Genomic DNA, 15,206 nt, shown 5'->3' on the forward strand with positions numbered 1-15,206 from the left:
TCAGCTGGGTAGGAGCCACCTCGTAACGGTCGTACGCGTCTCGGGGGGTTCGGATGCGACTGGGAATTTTGGGTGGGGTCGGTCTGGTCGCTGCCGCCGCGATCCTGACCGGGTGCGATTCGCAGCCCGACACCACCAAGCTGGCCGACTCCAAGGCCAACGCCGCCGCCAGGGTCAAGGCCACCAAGGCCGCCAGGCTCAAGGCCGCCGCCAAGGTCAAGGCGAACGAACTGGGGCAGATCCCGGTGCTGATGTTCCACCGGATCGTCGACAAACCGGCCACGACGGACGACAGGTCGCCGCAGCAGTTCAGGGCGGACCTGGAGCGGCTGGTCAAGGAGGACTACGTGCCGATCACGGCCGCCGAGATGGTGGCCGGCAAGATCGACATCCCGGCCGGCAAGCACGCCGTGGTCCTGACATTTGACGACTCGTCCCCATCTCAGCTCACCCTGAACGAGATGGGCATCCCCCAGAAGAACACCGCCGTCGAGATCCTGCGCGAGGTGGCCGCCAAGAACCCGGGCTTCCGCCCGGTCGCCACGTTCTACGTGACCCGCGACATGTTCGGCAAGACCGTACGCGAGGAGCAGATGCAGGCGCTGCTCTGGCTGAAGGACAACGGGTTCGAGATCGGCAACCACACCCGCGACCACATCAACCTGCGGGGCCGCTCGCAGCAGGAGGTCGAGGAGCAGATCGGCACGATCGCCAAGCAGATCAACTCGCTGTCCTACACCAAGCCCACCACGATCGCCCTGCCGTACGGCAACCAGCCGACCAAGAAGGACTGGGCCCTGCGCGGCAAGCTCTACCACCACAAGGGAGCCTTCCTGGCGGGTTACACGCCTGCTCCGGCGCCGTTCAGCAAGGCGTTCGACGCGGCCGGCATCCCGCGCATCAAGGTCATGGAGAAGAAGGGCGACTGCGCCCAGTTCTGCTCGGCGGCGTGGCTCGACTGGCTCAAGAACAACCCGGACATGCGCTACACCTCGGACGGCGACGTCAGGACGGTGGCGTACCCGAAGTTCAAGAACCCGTACCTGCGCAAGAGCTTCGCCGCCTGGAGCCTGCCGTACTAGCTCTTTCCGGCGAACGTGACCGACCGGTAAAGGCAATCCGTGACGTCACGAACCTTTAACGGATCCCTGTGTAGTTCCCGAGCGTCGTAAAGTTTGCGTCGTTGGGGTTCTGTAGACGTGGGGATGACGAATGCCGCAGATCTCGCCGCTGGTCGCCGGCGATCCCACCGAGCTGGGGTCCTTCCGGTTGTCAGGACGGGTCGGTGAAGGCGGCCAGGGCATCGTCTACCTGGGCGTCAACGACCAGGGGGAGCAGGCGGCGATCAAGCTGCTGCACGTGAAGTTCTCCGGCGACACCATCGCCAGGTCGCGTTTCGCCAGGGAGCTGAAGGCGGCGCAGCGGGTGGCGTCGTTCTGCACGGCCCGGGTGATAGAGGCCGATCTCGACGGCGACACGCCCTACATCGCCAGCGAATACATCGACGGCCGGCCGCTCAGGGAGATCGTCGAGACCGACGGGCCGCTCACCGGCACGGTGCTCGACCGACTCGCGATCGGCACCGCCACCGCGCTCACCGCGATCCACCACGCTTCGATCGTGCACCGGGACTTCAAGCCCGACAACGTGCTGATCGCCGCCGACGGGCCGCGCGTGGTGGACTTCGGGATCGCGCGGATCATCGACTCCACGGGTACGATCACCAGCCGGGCGATCGGCACCCCGGCCTACATGGCACCCGAGCAGATCGCCGGCGACGACGTCGGGCCCTTTACCGACGTGTTCTCCTGGGGGGCGACCATCGCCTTCGCGGCGACCGGAAAGGCCGCCTTCGAGGGCAAGTCCATCGCGATGGTGCTCAACCGGATCCTCAACCACGAGGTCGACGTCGGCATGATGCCGGAGCCGCTGCGGAGCGTGGTGCGTTCGGCGTTGGCCAAGTCGCCGGCGGAGCGGCCGTCCGCCGACCAGATCCTGTTACGGCTGCTCGGGCAGGCGTCCACGGTGGGGGCGTCCACGGCGGTGCTCACCCGGGGTGTGCAGGTGGCCAGCGACGACACGACGCCCTTCCTGAGGGTGCCGACCGGGTCGATCCCCGAGAAACCGGGTCACGGCTCCGTGGTGCCGCAGGAGGGGGGCGGGCCGCCGTACCCGATGACCGAGCCCGCCGCGCCCGTGCGGCGCGGGCGGGCGAAGATGTGGCTCGCGCTGGTCGCCGTGCTCGTCCTGGTCGCCGCGGCGGCGCTCGCGCTCGCCATGAACGGCTGGCCGCAACTGGCGTTCGGTGATCGGCCCGAGCCCACGGAGACGGCCGAGCAGGAGATCCCGCCCGCGTTCTCCACGGTGGTGGACAGGGTGGCCGAGACCGGGAAGATCGTGATCGGCGTGAAGGGCGACCTGCCCGGCGTGGGCCTGCAGAACGACGGCGACTTCCAGGGTTTCGACATCGAGATCGCCAAGCGCGTCGCCACCGAGTTAGGCGCCCAGGAGACGGAGTTCGTCAGCGTCAGCAGGGACGACCGGGCGAGCTCGCTGGCCGAGGGCAGGGTGGACCTCGTCATCGCCACCTACTCGATCGACAAGAGCGAGACCCAGTTCGCGGGGCCGTACTACGTGGCGCACCGCGACGTCCTGGTGCGCGCGGGCAGCGGCATCGACTCCGTCGACGACCTGGCGGGCAAGAAGATCTGCGCCCCCAACAGCCCGGCCGTCGGCGCGGTGCAGGACAAGGTGAAGGTCGAGCCGGTGGCGGCCGGCGACTACGCCGCCTGCATGAACCTGCTCAGGAGCGGCGGCGTGGACGCGATCCCCGGCGACGACCTGATCCTGGCCGGGTTCGCGAACCGGGAGAACCTGCGGTACAAGATCCTGGGCGCCAAGCTCAACAACGAGCGGTACGCCGTCGGCATCAAGGACGGCGACCTGAAGACCTGCAAGGCGGTCAAGGCCGTGATCGCCGACCTTTACCGTACGGGCGCCATCGAGCAGCTTCTGACCAGGCACTTCGCTAAGGTCGATTTCAAACCGGAGCTGAAAGTGCCCGCGATGGAAACCTGCTGATGACGAGCGGGTAACATCCCGAAAGTCAATGATTCGTGCTGCGAGTTAGGGGAAGGCCATGGCGTCGTCAGCCACTGTGCCCGTCAAGGTGACCGTCACCGGAGCCGCCGGCCAGATCGGCTACGCATTGCTGTTCCGCATCGCGTCGGGGCAGTTGCTCGGCGCCGACGTCCCGGTCAGGCTCAGCCTGCTGGAGATCCCGGCGGCGGTGAAGGCGGCCGAGGGCACCGCCATGGAGCTGGACGACTGCGCGTTCCCGCTGCTGTCCGGCATCGAGATCACCGACGATCCTGACGTCGCCTTCGCGGGCGCCAACGTCGCCCTGCTGGTCGGCGCCATGCCGCGCAAGGCCGGCATGGAGCGCGGCGACCTGCTCGGCGCCAACGGCGGCATCTTCGGCCCTCAGGGCAAGGCGATCAACGAGCACGCCGCCGACGACATCAGGGTCCTGGTCGTGGGCAACCCGGCCAACACCAACGCGCTCATCGCCCAGCGGAACGCGCCCGACGTACCCGCCGACCGCTTCACCGCGATGACCAGGCTCGACCACAACCGCGCGCTGTCTCAGCTCGCGGCCAAGCTGCAGGTCCCGGTCACCGAGATCAAGAAGATGACGATCTGGGGCAACCACTCCGCCACCCAGTACCCCGACCTGTTCCACGCCGAGGTGGGCGGCAAGGTCGCGGCCGAGCAGGTGGAGAGCGGGTGGCTGCGGGAGACGTTCATCCCGACGGTGGCCAAGCGCGGCGCCGCGATCATCGAGGCCCGTGGCGCCTCCTCGGCCGCGTCGGCCGCCAACGCGGCGATCGACCACGTCTACGACTGGGTCAACGGCACCGACTGGACCTCGGCCGCCATCGTCTCCGACGGCTCCTACGGGGTGCCCGAGGGGCTCGTCTCGTCGTTCCCCGTACGGGCGGCGGGCGGCAAGTTCGAGATCATCCAGGGCCTCGAGATCGACGCGTTCTCGCGCGAGCGCATCGACGCCAGCGTGCGTGAGCTGGCCGAGGAGCGCGACGCGGTGACGGAGCTCGGCCTCATCTGACCGCACTCCCGACGCGCGCCTCCTGCCGCGGGGGCGCGCGTTCGTGTCAGGGGTCGGCCATCTCCGGGCAGGACGTCGGCTGGACGGCCGGGGCGGGCTGGGGAGTGACGAAGATCACGCCGGCGGCGGCCATGAGGCTGCCCGCCACGATGAGGGCACCAAAGAGCAACTTCGTGACCCTTGGTGAAAAGCTCCTCACATTTGCGTATCACAGCACACATCCGGCTCCCATATCACGCATTTGCCGAAAGCGCTGCCCAGGCATCGGAAACGATCTCGCGTAGCGCCGCCCGTTCGGCCTTCCAGCCCAGCTCGCTCTGGATCTTGGCGGATGAGGCGACCAGCACGGCCGGATCGCCCGGACGGCGGTCCCCGACGACGGCGGGGATCTCGTGGCCGGTGACCTCGCGGCAGACCGAGATCACCTCCTGTACGGAGAAGCCGGTGCCGCTGCCCAGGTTGTAGATCCGGTGCTCGCCTTGGACGATCGCCTCCAGCGCCAGCAGGTGCGCCCTGGCCAGGTCGGACACGTGGATGTAGTCGCGCACGCAGGTGCCGTCGGGCGTCGGGTAGTCGGTGCCGAACACGCTCACGGACTCGCGTTCGCCGGTCGCGACCTTGAGCACGTTCGGGATGAGGTGGGTCTCGACCGCGTGGCGCTCGCGGTAGCGGCCGTGCGCGCCGGCCACGTTGAAGTAGCGCAGGCTCACCGCGCCGAGCCCGCGCACCCGCGCGAACGCGGTCAGCGCGGTGTCCACGGCCAGCTTGGAGGCGCCGTAGGGGTTGGTCGGGCGCGTCGGGTCGCCCTCCTCGATCGGGGAGCGCTCGGGCTCCCCGTACGTGGCCGCCGTCGAGGAGAACACGATCCGGCCCACGCCCTTGTCCCGCATGGCGTCCAGCAGGGCCAGCGTGCCGCCGAGGTTGTTGGACCAGTAGAGCCCCGGCTTCGCCACCGACTCGCCCACCAGCGACTTGGCCGCGAAGTGCAGCACCGCGTCCATGCCGTCCAGCACGCTGTGGGCCTCGGTGATGCTTTTTTGGACAAAACGGGCACCCTCCGGCACCGCATCTTGATGCCCGGTTGACAGATCGTCGAGTACGGTCACCTCGTGTCCAGCCTCCACGAGCTGTGCCGCGACAACACTCCCGACATATCCGGCACCTCCGGTGACCAATAGCCTCATGTGTACTCCTGTGCAAATATGTTTGATTTTGTACGGCTTGCCGTTCAGCATACGCGGGAAAGCCGCCGAGTACGCTGCCAACCACCATGTTTGACACCGTCGCGGCCAACATCGCCCTGGTTCTGCTGTTCATTCTGATCGGGGGGTTCTTCGCCGGTGCCGAAATGGCCATGGTCTCCCTCCGGGACAGCCAGGTCCGCAAGCTCTCCAGGAAGGGGCGCCGGGGCGAGCGCGTGGCCAAGCTCGCCCGTGACCCCAACCGGTTCCTGTCCGCCGTGCAGATCGGCGTGACCGTGGCCACGATGTTGTCGGCCGCGTTCGGCGCCGACCGGCTCGCCGGGCAGCTCGGACCCCAGCTCGAGAAGTGGGGGGTGCCCACGGCCGCCGCGCCCGTGCTCGCGCTGGTGCTGGTGACGCTGGCGATCTCGTACGTGTCGCTCGTGCTCGGGGAGCTGGCCCCCAAGCGGCTGGCCTTGCAGCGGGCCGAGGGGTTGTCGCTGTACGTGGCGCCGTTCCTGGACCGGATCGCGTCCCTGTCGCGCCCGATCATCTGGATGTTGTCGAAGTCCACCGACGGCGTCGTCAAGCTGCTCGGGGGCAATCCGAAGGCCGACAGGGAGGAGGTCACCACCGAGGAGCTGCGTGACATGGTGGTCGGCCACACCGACCTCACCGCCGACGAGCGCAAGCTGATCAACGAGGTGTTCGCCGCCGGGAAACGGCAGCTCAGGGAGGTGATGTTGCCGCGTACCGAGGTGGAGTTCATGGACGCCGACACACCGCTGGACGCGGCGGCGCGGCTGGCGGCCGGGCTCCCGCACTCCCGCTTTCCCGTCTATCGCGAGTCGTACGATGAGATCATCGGCTTCGTGCACGTACGTGACCTGCTCGATCCCGAGCTGACCGGGCGGACCGAGCCGATCAGCGCGGTGGTGCCGATCCGGGCGGCCAAGTTCGTGCCCGCGTCCAAGCGGCTGCTCACCACCCTGAACGAGATGCGCGACGAGGGTCAGCACCTGGCGATCGTGGTGGACGAATACGGCGGCACGGCGGGCATCGTCACCATGGAGGACCTGGTCGAGGAGCTGATCGGCGACATCAGGGACGAGTACGATATCGAGGAGGATGTCGTGGTTCTACCGGCGGGCGAGATCGAGATCGACGGCCTGACGAACCTGAACGACTTCGCCACGGAGACCGGCATCAGGCTGCCCGACGGTCCCTACGAGACGCTGGCCGGGTTCGTTATGGCCATGCTGGGACATGTGCCCGCCGTCGGGGAAAGAGTGGAGATTCCGGGATTTGAGCTGACGGTCACCGAGCTGGACGGCCGCCGCATCGCGAGGGTGAGAGTGAAACGCCGCCCGGTTGCCGAGTCGCCGCCCGAGCAGGATTCCTGACACAATTGCCTGCTATGGCCAAACCTCGTGTTCTCTCCGGCATCCAGCCCACAGCGGACTCCTTCCACCTGGGCAACTACCTGGGTGCGGTCCGCCAGTGGGTCACCTTGCAGGAGACCCACGACGCGTTCTACTGCGTGGTCGATCTCCACGCGATCACCGTGCCGACCGAGCCCGCCGCCCTGCGCCGCCGTAGTCGCGTGGCCGCCGCCCAGCTCTTCGCCGCCGGCCTCGATCCCGAGCGGTCCACGGTTTTCGTGCAGTCGCACGTACGCGAGCACACGGAGCTGGCCTGGGTGCTGATCTGCCTCACGGGGATGGGCGAGGCGGCGCGGATGACGCAGTTCAAGGACAAGTCGGCCAAGTTGGGGGAGAGCGCGGCCAGCGTCGGGCTCTTCACGTACCCGATCCTGCAGGCGGCCGACATCCTGATCTACCAGGCCAACCGGGTGCCGGTCGGGGCGGACCAGAAGCAGCACCTGGAGCTGACCCGGGATCTGGGCCAGCGCTTCAACCACCGGTTCGGCGACACGTTCACGCTGCCGGAGCCGTACATCCTCAAGGAGGTCGAGAAGATCACCGACCTCCAGGACCCGACGGCGAAGATGTCGAAGTCCTCCTCCAGCCCGGCGGGCATCCTGGACGTCCTCGAACAGCCCGGTCCGCTGCGCAAGAAAGTCATGCGGGCGGTGACGGACACGGGCTCGGAGGTGCTGTTCGACGAGGAGAACAAGCCGGGCATCAGCAACCTGCTGCGCATCCAGTCGGCGCTGACCGGCACCCCGATCCCCGATCTCGTGGCCCGTTACGAGGGCCAGGGGTACGGCACGTTCAAGAAGGACGTGGCCGAAGCGGTGGTGGAGACGTTCACCCCGATCAGGGAACGTACGGAGAAGCTGCTGTCGGACGAGAAGGAGCTGGACCGGCTGCTGGCCATCGGCGCGGAACGCGCGTCGGAGGTGGCCCGTCAGACGATGGCCGAAGTCCGAGACCGGGTGGGCTTCCTGCCCAAGCTGTAAGGGCTATCCCAGATCCACCACGAACCGGGAGTCGACACCCTTGCCGCGGACCGGGTCGCCGCCCCTGACGTGCACGGAGTGCTCGGTGACGCGTGCCCGGTAGAGGCGAAGCGGCGCCGGCGCCCGCAGCCGATCCCGGGGGAACACCTGCTGCTCCGGAAACCTGGCGCGGCAGGCCTGGTCCACGTGCTGCTCGAACTCGTCGTCCGGCAGTCGCTCCGCGGTGGCGAGCAGATAGACGGCCTGCGCGGTGCCGATCGGCGCGGTCGAGTCGAAGATCACCATGCTGACCTCGGGGCGCTCGGCGATGTTGCGTGAGTGCTGGGCCTCCGGCGAGGAAATCCAGTACAGGTCGCGGTAACCGTCCGGAGCGTAGTAGACGGGCGACACCCGGGGTCGCCCGTCCGGGTCGGCGGTGCCCAGGGCCATGTATCTGGTGGTGTCGATGAGGTGGCGGGCCATCTCTTCAAGCGTCATGAGTCCCCGTCGCTGAGCAGAGAGATGAGCCCCTGCCCACCTCTGGGATGGGCAGGGGCCTGGTCTGTCCCGGGTATGGACCCTAATGCAGCTTCTCGTGGATCGCGATGGTCAGCCGGTTGCCAACCTGACCTTAGCGGCGCTAAATTTGGCTTAGCGCCGCTAAGGAGATGGCCGTGATCATGACGACGGCAACGGCGGACGGCACCGAGGTCCGTGCGATCGACGAAGGGCGGGGGCCGGTCGTCCTGATCCTGCATCCCGGTCTGGACGACGGCGCGTCCTGGCACCAGGTGGCCGCCCGGCTGGCCCCGCGCTACCGGGTCGTGCGGCTGCACCGCCGCCGTTACCGGCTGGATCTGCCCGGTGGTCCCGGCACGATCGCCGAGGAGGTCGAGCACGTTCTCGCGGTGGTGCGGGCCATCGGCGAGCCGATGGTGGTCGCCGGGCACTCCTCAGGGGCGGTGGTCGCGCTGGAGGCCCTGGTGGCGGCGCCGTCGGCGTTCGCCGGCGCGGTCCTGTACGAGCCGCCGGTCGTGATCGGCGCGCCGCTCGGCGGCCCGGACGGCGAGGTGCACACGCGAACTCGGGCGGCGATCGCCGCGGGCAAACCGGGCAAGGCGATAAGGATCTTCGTACGGGAGACCGTTCGGCTTCCCGCGTGGGCCTCGCTGCTGGTCGGCGTGTTCGTGTCGATCGTGCCGAGGATGCGGGCGCTCGCTCCCCGGCAGATCGAGGACAACGTGGCCCTGGACGAGCTGGGGAACCGGCTCGACGCGTACAAGGGGATCGACGTGCCGATCGTGCTGCTCGGCGGCGACCGCAGCCCTGCCCATCTCGGCGAACGGCTCGACGCCCTGGCCCCCGTGTTGCCGCGGGCTGAGCGCGTCGTCATGGACGGGCAGGGCCACTCCGCTCACGCCAAGGCCCCGGGCCAGGTCGCCGACGTCATCGACACCCTCGCCACCAAGGTCCTGCGCCCGGCCACCGACCGCTGACGGTGGGCACGGGCGTCAGCCGACCCAGTGTCGGGATCTCCGGTTATGGATGAGGGACGCCTGGTGGGCCAGGGCCGAAGCGAGTGTGACGGCGTCGGGACTCGCGATGCGCTGCCGGACCCCGGCCGCCACCATCTGCGGCGTGAGAGGCCGCCGCAACTCGGCCGTCCACCGGCCCACGCTCGGCCCGTCGGTCAGGAAGTGGATCTCCCACGCCGGATACGTGGTCCGCAGGACGTCGAGCTGCCGCTCCACGAGACCGTCGCTGTCCGGAGGCGTACCGGGCTGCCCCGGCATCCCGCTTACCACCTGCGCGCAGCCCGGTGGACTCGCAGCAGCGCACGCAGGGCGGCCAGGCTCGACCTCGTGAGCCTGGTCTCGCCGCGGATGGCGGTCCAGCTGGAGCGATCTCGTTCGAACGCCCACCCGGGAAATTCCCGCGTCGCTTCCTGAAGCAGTCGTTGCATGACGAAATCGGCACTCGGCGCTGTGGTCATGAACGCAGCGTGGCATCGAAACCCCGCTCCGTGACGAACTAGGGCGATGGATCTCCCTGTTCGCAACGACCGAACTCTGAGTTCGGGGGTCAGATCGGGATCTCGTGGCGCTCGGCGAGATAGCGGACCTCGGGCGCCCACGACGGCCGTGCGCGCCGGGCGAGGGACCGGACCATCTCTCTCAACAGCAGCTTGTGGTCGAGTTCCTCTGGACATTCACGCTCGATTCGCAGGAGGTGGAGCAGGCTGGCGGCGTCGTCGCCCAGGTCCTCGCAGGCGCGGGCGACATGCTGCAGATGGGTCGTGCGCCGCTCGATGGACGGCGTGCGGCGCAGGTCGATGTCGTCGGCGATCTGCAACACCGCTTCGGGGTGGCCGGTGTCGTTCTCGACGCTGGCCATGTGGATGGCGACGTTGGTGGGGCCGAAGAAGGCCAGGTCGTAGACGCCCGAGGAGTCGTCGACCCGGTCGGCGAGTTGCGCGGCGGGACCGCGTAGCCGCTCCCTGGCCTCGTCGTCGTCGCCCGAGCGGGCCGCGCCGATGGCGGCGAGCAGGTGCAGCGCGCCGAGCGCCTTGATGTGGCGCTCGTCGCCGTCCGCGACGTGGGGTTCGAGGAGTTCGATGCCGCGTCGCGCGACGTCGTACGCGATCTGGTGCATGTCGTCCGACAACATCGACTGCCCGAGATTCCAGTACGACCACGCCGTCATCAGCGGATCCGCCGACTCCTCGGCGAAGCGCATGGCCCGGTCCGCCGCCAGATGCGCGAGATCCACCCGCCGCAGATGCTTGAGAACTCCTCTGGCCAGCAGATACGCGTCCGTGGCGACGCTGCAGGCCCGGGGCGTGTGGTCGAGGGCGAGGCTCTCGGCGTCGGTGACCAGGGAGGGCAGGGCCGCCATCAGGATCGAGTAGCGGCGCGTCGAGGTGAACCAGGCGTTGCGGGCCGCCGCCACCCGTTCGGCGAGCTGCTCGGCGTCGGGCGGCTCGATGTCGGGGGCCAGGGAGCGGCAGGTGAACAGGGCGCGTTCGATGTCGCTGATCTGCGGCCTGCTGGGCTCGTGGGAGTCGCGCGGGGTCTCGCCTAAGAGGACGGCGGTGCGCACGCCGAGCACTTTGGCGATCTCCCGCAGGAGGGGGAGTGAGGGGGTGCGTTTGCCGTGCTCGATCAGCTCGATGTGCCTAGGGGTGCAGCCGGACTGGGTGGCCAGCGCGGTGGTGCTCATGCCCCTTCGCTCGCGCTGGAGCCTGACCATCTGCCCGGTGCTGATTTCGGCCATGGGCGTGATGCCTCCTGGATGGGTCCCGACAATCCCACAGGCTAGGGCTCCCGGAGATCGCCCGCCCTGGTTTCCGCGCAGCTCAGGACGTGCCGAGCCGCCTGGTGCCGCTCAGGAGGCGCCGGGGATCCGCGAGCCGGGCCGCCGGCTGCTCGCGCCCGAACTCATCGGCATGGGCCGCTCGGGCAAGCCCGACATCGGACGACCTGACCGAGGGCGCACGTGCCCGCGCCGAGTCCATTCGCGGTCCGCAAGGTGAGTCGCGGTCGTGGTCGCGGGGCTTGTGGTCAAGCGTGGTGGGCAGTTGCTCCACCATGACATGGCGGCGATCCTCACGGACCTGACAGAATCGGCCGGCACGGTAGTGAGAGCGTGATCGTCGCTCTGGCTCGGAGGTAGGAGGCTCGGGTGATCGAGTCGGTGCGGGCCTGGGGCCGGGGCAAGGTGGACTACTGGCGGGTCCGCAGATTGTCGTTCGACCATCTGATCAGGGCGGTGCGGCGCTACCAGGTGCAGTCCGGCGACCGGCTGGCGGGCGCGGTCACGTACTTCGCCTTCCTGTCGTTCTTCCCGCTGGTGGCGCTGTCGTATGCGGTGCTCGGGTTCGTGGTGGCGACCAGCCGGACCACCAGGCAGGCGCTGGAGCAGGCAATCGTCGAGCGGCTGCCGGGGATCGCCGGTCAGCTCGACCTGGAGGCCATCGCCAGGGCCAGGGAGGCCGCCGGGATCATCGGCCTGCTCGGCCTCCTCTACGCCGGGCTCGGCGCGCTCGACGCGTTGCGCGGGGCGTTGCGCGAGATGTCGATGACCACCGCGCCGCCGCCCAACTTCTTCGTCGGCAAGCTGCGCGACCTGGCCTCGCTCGTCATGCTCGGGGTGACGATGATCGTGTCCGTGCTGGTCGCGGGGTTCGCCACCACGGCCACGGACAAAGTCCTGCACTTCGTCTTCGGCAGCGCGTCCACGCTGGCCAACCTGGGGCTCAGGAGCGCCGGGGTGGTGGCGAGCGTGGGGGCCGACTGGCTGCTGTTCGTGATCCTGCTCGCGTGGGTGGCCAGGCCGGCCCAGCCGTTCCGGATGATCGCCAGGGGGGCGCTGCTCGGCGCGATCGGGTTCGGGCTGCTCAAGCAGGTGGCGACGCTGCTGCTCGGGCAGACGCTGAGCAACCCGGTCTACGGTACGTTCGCCGTCATCGCGGGCCTGCTCATCTGGATCAACCTCTCGGCCAGGCTCGTGCTCTACGTCGCCGCCTGGACGGCCACCGCCGGGCTCTGCCCGCCGCCGTCCCCGACCCCGATCCCGTGGTCTGGGGCGTCAGAGGCGTGACCTGCTGCGCCGGCGGCGGATTCCGTACCCGAGCCAGATCAGCCCGAACAGCAGGCCCCCGCCGATCACCACCGTCCCGACCGTCCTGCTGGAGTCGGACTGCTTCGAGGCGGCCGTGTCCAGGAGCGGTGGCTGGGCGGCGGGCGTGACCTGGGTGCCCGGTGCGGACGCGCCCGGCCGGGGAGCGGCCTGGGCGTCGGGGACCGGGTCGACGAGCTTGCCGACCGGCGCCGCCTTGCCTCTGACCGAGAAGCCCCAGTCGAGCAGCTTGCCCACCTCCTCCCAGAACGAGCCCTCGTACCGCATGACGCTCACCACGATCGTGTGCCCGTCGCGGGTGGCCGCGCCCACGAAGCTGCCCAGTGCCTTCGAGGTCCAGCCGTTCTTGACGCCGATCATGCCCTTGTAGCGGCCGAGCAGCTTGTTGTGGTTGCTGATCTCGTAGTAGCCCTTGGGTGCCGGGAACTTGGCGGTTTTTGTGCTGATATATCGCCGGAAATCGGGGTTGGTGAGGCCGGCGCGGGCGATGAGCGCCAGGTCGTACGCCGAGCTGCTCTGCCCCGGCTTGTCCAGGCCGCTGGGCGTCTTGGCCACGGTGTCGAGCGCCTGGAGCCGCTTGGCCTCGGCGTTCATGTCACGCATGGTCTGGGCGAGGCTGCCGTTCGTCTCGGCCAGGGCCATGGCGGCGTCGTTGCCCGACGACATCATCAGCGCCCGGAACAGGTCCTCGATCTTGTAGGTGGCCTTGACCGAGAGGCCGACCGCGGTGCCCTCCTGGTTGCAGGCGTTCCGGCTGGGCCTGATCTTGCGGCTCTTGTCGAGCTTGGGGATGAGCGTCAGCGCGGTCAGCGTCTTGAGCGTGCTGGCCGGCAGGTAGCGCCCGTGGGCGTCCTTCGCCGCGAGCACGTCGCCCGTGGTCACGTCCGCGATGACGTACGAAGTAGCCTGGCTCTTGGGCGGCTTCTGGACGCCTTCGGGTGACACCAGGCCGCGGCTGCCCAGCGCCTCCCCGCCGACCGGCGTCGTCGGCGCGGCATATGCGGTCCCGCCGGTGAGTGAGACCGAGGCGATGAGTGCCGTGACCGGCACGATTTTCGTCCACATGGCGGTCTCAGCGTAGCTCCGTGTGAATGCCCATGTGGCGACACATCCCCCGAAGATCCACGTTCGATACCAGAGAGGCGCGAATGTCGCAAAAGATCGCCGGATTCCTCATGATCCTGGGCATATTCATGATCTTCGAGTGGGTAAGTCTCGGGTTTAACTTGGCCGACGGGCATCCGACCAGCTTCTACGTGGTGCACGGCATCCTGATCGCGGTGAACATCATCCTCGCCGTCGTGTTGGGGATCATCGGCTGGCGCGGCCTGCGCGGCGCTATCAGGGGCCGCAGAGGAGACGCCGGGTGAGGGCGTGCAGCTCGTCCGCCTCCTCGCGGGAGTCGCCGATCGAGGTGAAGCCCAGCTTGCCGTGCTCGGGGATGGCCCCGAGCAGATGGAACACGTTCCCGGTTAGCCGCTCCGCGTCGAACCCGACCCCCAGCCGCTCGGCCGTCCGCATGACCTCGCCGGGGTTGCGCCCGCGCAGGCACGACGAGGCGCAGTTGTCGGTCGCGGTGTAGAACTTCGGCTGATTTCCGGCCATGAGGAGTCCGGTGGCGGGATCGTACGAGGCCCCGGTCGTCAGCACGGCGGCCCCGAACGGGTGTGTGGTCCCGCCGATCCGCAGGTTGATCTCGCACAGCAGCGCCGCGTACCCGGCGTCGGCCTTCAGCGCGAAGAAGTCCATCCCGAACAGCCCGACCACGCCCCGCTCTGCCAGGACCCGCGCGATCCTGTCGGCCGACGCGCCCACCTCGGCGCGGTACTCGGGCGCGGCCGGGAACGTGCAGCCCTGGTAGACGTGACCGTTGTTGCCGCCGAGCACCTGGTCGTGCGTGGCCAGCACCTGCGCGTGGCCGCCAGGGGTGATCTGGGCCAGCGCGCTCGGGTAGTAGAGCGGCCGGTGCTCGATGAACTCCTCGACCACCGCCCCCCGGTCCCTGATCTTCGTGGTGAAGTTGCCCCAGGTCTCGCCCGCCAGCGAGAAGCTGGTCCGCGACCTGTCGGCCTTGGTGACGATGGCGTTGCCGAGCCCCGAGTAGCCGTCGTTCAGCTTGACGATCACCCGCTCGCCGGGCAGGGCCTCGATCGCCTCCTGGATCTCGAGCGCCGTACGGATGTCGCAGAAGCCGCGCGCCATCGGCACGCCCGCCTCGTGTCCCACCTCGCGCGCCCCGCTCTTGGAGCCGAAATAGGAAAGGGACGTGGCGGGTCCGTAGAGGGGAACGCTCAGTAGCGAGGCGAGCTCCTCTTCCAGCTCGCTCAGCACGAACGGCACGAGCCAGGCATCTCCGTCGATCTCGGAGCGCAGGTGCTCGATCGTGTCGGGGCGGGAGAGCAGCGCCCTGGTCAGCGGCTGGGACCAGGGATCGTCGAGGCTGATCAGCGTGAGCCGTTTGGCGGCGTCATCCGGATCGGGCAGGAATCCGAAGTAGTAGTCGACGATGTCGGGATCGACGGGCGCGGAGGAGAGGTAGATCACCTTGACCCCGGGTTCGCGGAGCGTGAGCAGCAGGAACAGTAAGCGCTCCTCGTACGACCTTGCTCCCGTGATGCGGCGAAGCTCATCCTGCGGAAGGGAAAGCGAGGGCACGACCACCAGGGTCCCCTCGCTCAGCTCGAAGATGCTCAACCCAGCATACTTCTCCCCGAACGGGATATTAGTGATCATACTGCGAGTGAAGCACGCATTCTTCTCAAATGCAGCCATCGCCGAAGTGTGATGACCATGGACGGAAGGTGACAGGATTCGGAATCGCAGACCACGTTTGGAACTGGCGACATCGGGTCACCATCTA

At 68.5% G+C, this 15,206-nt stretch carries 15 protein-coding genes; 8 read left to right on the forward strand and 7 right to left on the reverse strand.

What is annotated here, in order from left to right:
* The first annotated feature begins 53 nt into the window (after positions 1-53).
* The 3 genes from ACFLIM_RS28920 (at position 54) to ACFLIM_RS28930 (ending at position 4,126) form a co-directional block, all read left to right on the forward strand.
* On the forward strand, positions 54-1,082 hold the full coding sequence (locus ACFLIM_RS28920; protein WP_393170728.1) for a polysaccharide deacetylase family protein: 1,029 nt from the start codon (positions 54-56) through the stop codon (positions 1,080-1,082).
* A 130-nt stretch (positions 1,083-1,212) separates the two neighbouring features.
* Positions 1,213-3,081: a serine/threonine-protein kinase gene (locus tag ACFLIM_RS28925; protein ID WP_393170730.1), complete on the forward strand. Its 1,869-nt coding sequence runs from the start codon at positions 1,213-1,215 to the stop codon at positions 3,079-3,081.
* 58 nt (positions 3,082-3,139) lie between these two features.
* Positions 3,140-4,126 (forward strand): malate dehydrogenase, encoded by a 987-nt coding sequence (locus tag ACFLIM_RS28930; RefSeq protein WP_393170732.1) that lies wholly within the window; start codon positions 3,140-3,142, stop codon positions 4,124-4,126.
* Positions 4,127-4,172: 46 nt separating this feature from the next.
* Here the strand turns inward: ACFLIM_RS28930 and ACFLIM_RS28935 are convergent, their stop codons facing one another.
* Positions 4,173-4,295, reverse strand: a complete 123-nt coding sequence (locus ACFLIM_RS28935) for a hypothetical protein (RefSeq protein WP_393170734.1) — start codon at positions 4,293-4,295, stop codon at positions 4,173-4,175.
* A 64-nt stretch (positions 4,296-4,359) separates the two neighbouring features.
* A complete protein-coding gene (gene galE / locus ACFLIM_RS28940) occupies positions 4,360-5,310 on the reverse strand; it encodes a UDP-glucose 4-epimerase GalE (RefSeq protein ID WP_393170736.1) in 951 nt (316 codons plus the stop codon).
* Between the two features lie 86 nt (positions 5,311-5,396).
* Here galE and ACFLIM_RS28945 point away from each other — a divergent pair, with 86 nt between their 5' ends.
* Both ACFLIM_RS28945 and trpS read left to right on the forward strand, forming a co-directional pair.
* On the forward strand, positions 5,397-6,710 hold the full coding sequence (locus ACFLIM_RS28945) for a hemolysin family protein (protein WP_393170738.1): 1,314 nt from the start codon (positions 5,397-5,399) through the stop codon (positions 6,708-6,710).
* A gap of 14 nt (positions 6,711-6,724) precedes the next feature.
* Positions 6,725-7,729, forward strand: a complete 1,005-nt coding sequence (gene trpS, locus ACFLIM_RS28950; protein WP_393170740.1) for a tryptophan--tRNA ligase — start codon at positions 6,725-6,727, stop codon at positions 7,727-7,729.
* A gap of 3 nt (positions 7,730-7,732) precedes the next feature.
* On the opposite strand, the gene ACFLIM_RS28955 is transcribed toward trpS, so the two are convergent.
* The gene (locus ACFLIM_RS28955; protein ID WP_393170742.1) at positions 7,733-8,206 is read right to left on the reverse strand and encodes a pyridoxamine 5'-phosphate oxidase family protein; all 474 of its coding nucleotides are present in this window, start codon (positions 8,204-8,206) and stop codon (positions 7,733-7,735) included.
* Positions 8,207-8,388: 182 nt separating this feature from the next.
* Between ACFLIM_RS28955 and ACFLIM_RS28960 the strand changes: the two genes are divergently transcribed.
* Entirely contained in the window at positions 8,389-9,204 is an 816-nt protein-coding gene (locus ACFLIM_RS28960; RefSeq protein ID WP_393170744.1) for an alpha/beta fold hydrolase, read from the forward strand.
* 15 nt (positions 9,205-9,219) lie between these two features.
* Here ACFLIM_RS28960 and ACFLIM_RS28965 read toward each other — a convergent pair whose 3' ends face one another.
* Complete coding sequence (locus ACFLIM_RS28965) at positions 9,220-9,501, reverse strand: hypothetical protein (RefSeq protein ID WP_393170746.1); 282 nt, start codon at positions 9,499-9,501, stop codon at positions 9,220-9,222.
* A 289-nt stretch (positions 9,502-9,790) separates the two neighbouring features.
* Complete coding sequence (locus ACFLIM_RS28970; RefSeq protein ID WP_393170749.1) at positions 9,791-10,981, reverse strand: helix-turn-helix domain-containing protein; 1,191 nt, start codon at positions 10,979-10,981, stop codon at positions 9,791-9,793.
* Between the two features lie 408 nt (positions 10,982-11,389).
* On the opposite strand from ACFLIM_RS28970, the gene ACFLIM_RS28975 reads away from it, so the two are divergent.
* Positions 11,390-12,307 carry a YihY/virulence factor BrkB family protein gene (locus ACFLIM_RS28975; RefSeq protein ID WP_393170751.1) on the forward strand — a complete coding sequence of 306 codons (918 nt, stop codon included), beginning with the start codon at positions 11,390-11,392 and terminating at the stop codon, positions 12,305-12,307.
* Here the strand turns inward: ACFLIM_RS28975 and ACFLIM_RS28980 are convergent.
* On the reverse strand, positions 12,296-13,411 hold the full coding sequence (locus ACFLIM_RS28980) for a D-alanyl-D-alanine carboxypeptidase family protein (RefSeq protein WP_393170752.1): 1,116 nt from the start codon (positions 13,409-13,411) through the stop codon (positions 12,296-12,298). The genes ACFLIM_RS28975 and ACFLIM_RS28980 overlap by 12 nt on opposite strands.
* 83 nt (positions 13,412-13,494) lie before the next feature.
* Here ACFLIM_RS28980 and ACFLIM_RS28985 point away from each other — a divergent pair, with 83 nt between their 5' ends.
* A complete protein-coding gene (locus ACFLIM_RS28985; RefSeq protein WP_393170754.1) occupies positions 13,495-13,716 on the forward strand; it encodes an SCO4848 family membrane protein in 222 nt (73 codons plus the stop codon).
* On the opposite strand, the gene ACFLIM_RS28990 is transcribed toward ACFLIM_RS28985, so the two are convergent.
* Positions 13,688-15,079 carry a peptide ligase PGM1-related protein gene (locus tag ACFLIM_RS28990; RefSeq protein ID WP_393170756.1) on the reverse strand — a complete coding sequence of 464 codons (1,392 nt, stop codon included), beginning with the start codon at positions 15,077-15,079 and terminating at the stop codon, positions 13,688-13,690. The two genes, ACFLIM_RS28985 and ACFLIM_RS28990, sit on opposite strands and share 29 nt — an antisense overlap.
* Between the last annotated feature and the right edge of the window lie 127 nt (positions 15,080-15,206).

Origin of the sequence: Nonomuraea marmarensis (assembly GCF_043197025.1) — a bacterium.
Classification (GTDB): Bacteria; Actinomycetota; Actinomycetes; order Streptosporangiales; family Streptosporangiaceae; genus Nonomuraea; species Nonomuraea marmarensis.

Bases quoted from the DNA above. Each gene is read 5' to 3' on its own strand.
- ACFLIM_RS28920 (WP_393170728.1), top strand. From the start codon at position 54: ATGCGACTGGGAATTTTGGGTGGGGTCGGTCTGGTCGCTGCCGCCGCG.
- ACFLIM_RS28925 (WP_393170730.1), top strand. From the start codon at position 1,213: ATGCCGCAGATCTCGCCGCTGGTCGCCGGCGATCCCACCGAGCTGGGG.
- ACFLIM_RS28930 (WP_393170732.1), top strand. From the start codon at position 3,140: ATGGCGTCGTCAGCCACTGTGCCCGTCAAGGTGACCGTCACCGGAGCC.
- galE (WP_393170736.1), bottom strand. From the start codon at position 5,310: ATGAGGCTATTGGTCACCGGAGGTGCCGGATATGTCGGGAGTGTTGTC.
- ACFLIM_RS28945 (WP_393170738.1), top strand. From the start codon at position 5,397: ATGTTTGACACCGTCGCGGCCAACATCGCCCTGGTTCTGCTGTTCATT.
- trpS (WP_393170740.1), top strand. From the start codon at position 6,725: ATGGCCAAACCTCGTGTTCTCTCCGGCATCCAGCCCACAGCGGACTCC.
- ACFLIM_RS28955 (WP_393170742.1), bottom strand. From the start codon at position 8,206: ATGACGCTTGAAGAGATGGCCCGCCACCTCATCGACACCACCAGATAC.
- ACFLIM_RS28960 (WP_393170744.1), top strand. From the start codon at position 8,389: ATGACGACGGCAACGGCGGACGGCACCGAGGTCCGTGCGATCGACGAA.
- ACFLIM_RS28965 (WP_393170746.1), bottom strand. From the start codon at position 9,501: ATGCCGGGGCAGCCCGGTACGCCTCCGGACAGCGACGGTCTCGTGGAG.
- ACFLIM_RS28970 (WP_393170749.1), bottom strand. From the start codon at position 10,981: ATGGCCGAAATCAGCACCGGGCAGATGGTCAGGCTCCAGCGCGAGCGA.
- ACFLIM_RS28980 (WP_393170752.1), bottom strand. From the start codon at position 13,411: ATGTGGACGAAAATCGTGCCGGTCACGGCACTCATCGCCTCGGTCTCA.
- ACFLIM_RS28985 (WP_393170754.1), top strand. From the start codon at position 13,495: ATGTCGCAAAAGATCGCCGGATTCCTCATGATCCTGGGCATATTCATG.
- ACFLIM_RS28990 (WP_393170756.1), bottom strand. From the start codon at position 15,079: ATGATCACTAATATCCCGTTCGGGGAGAAGTATGCTGGGTTGAGCATC.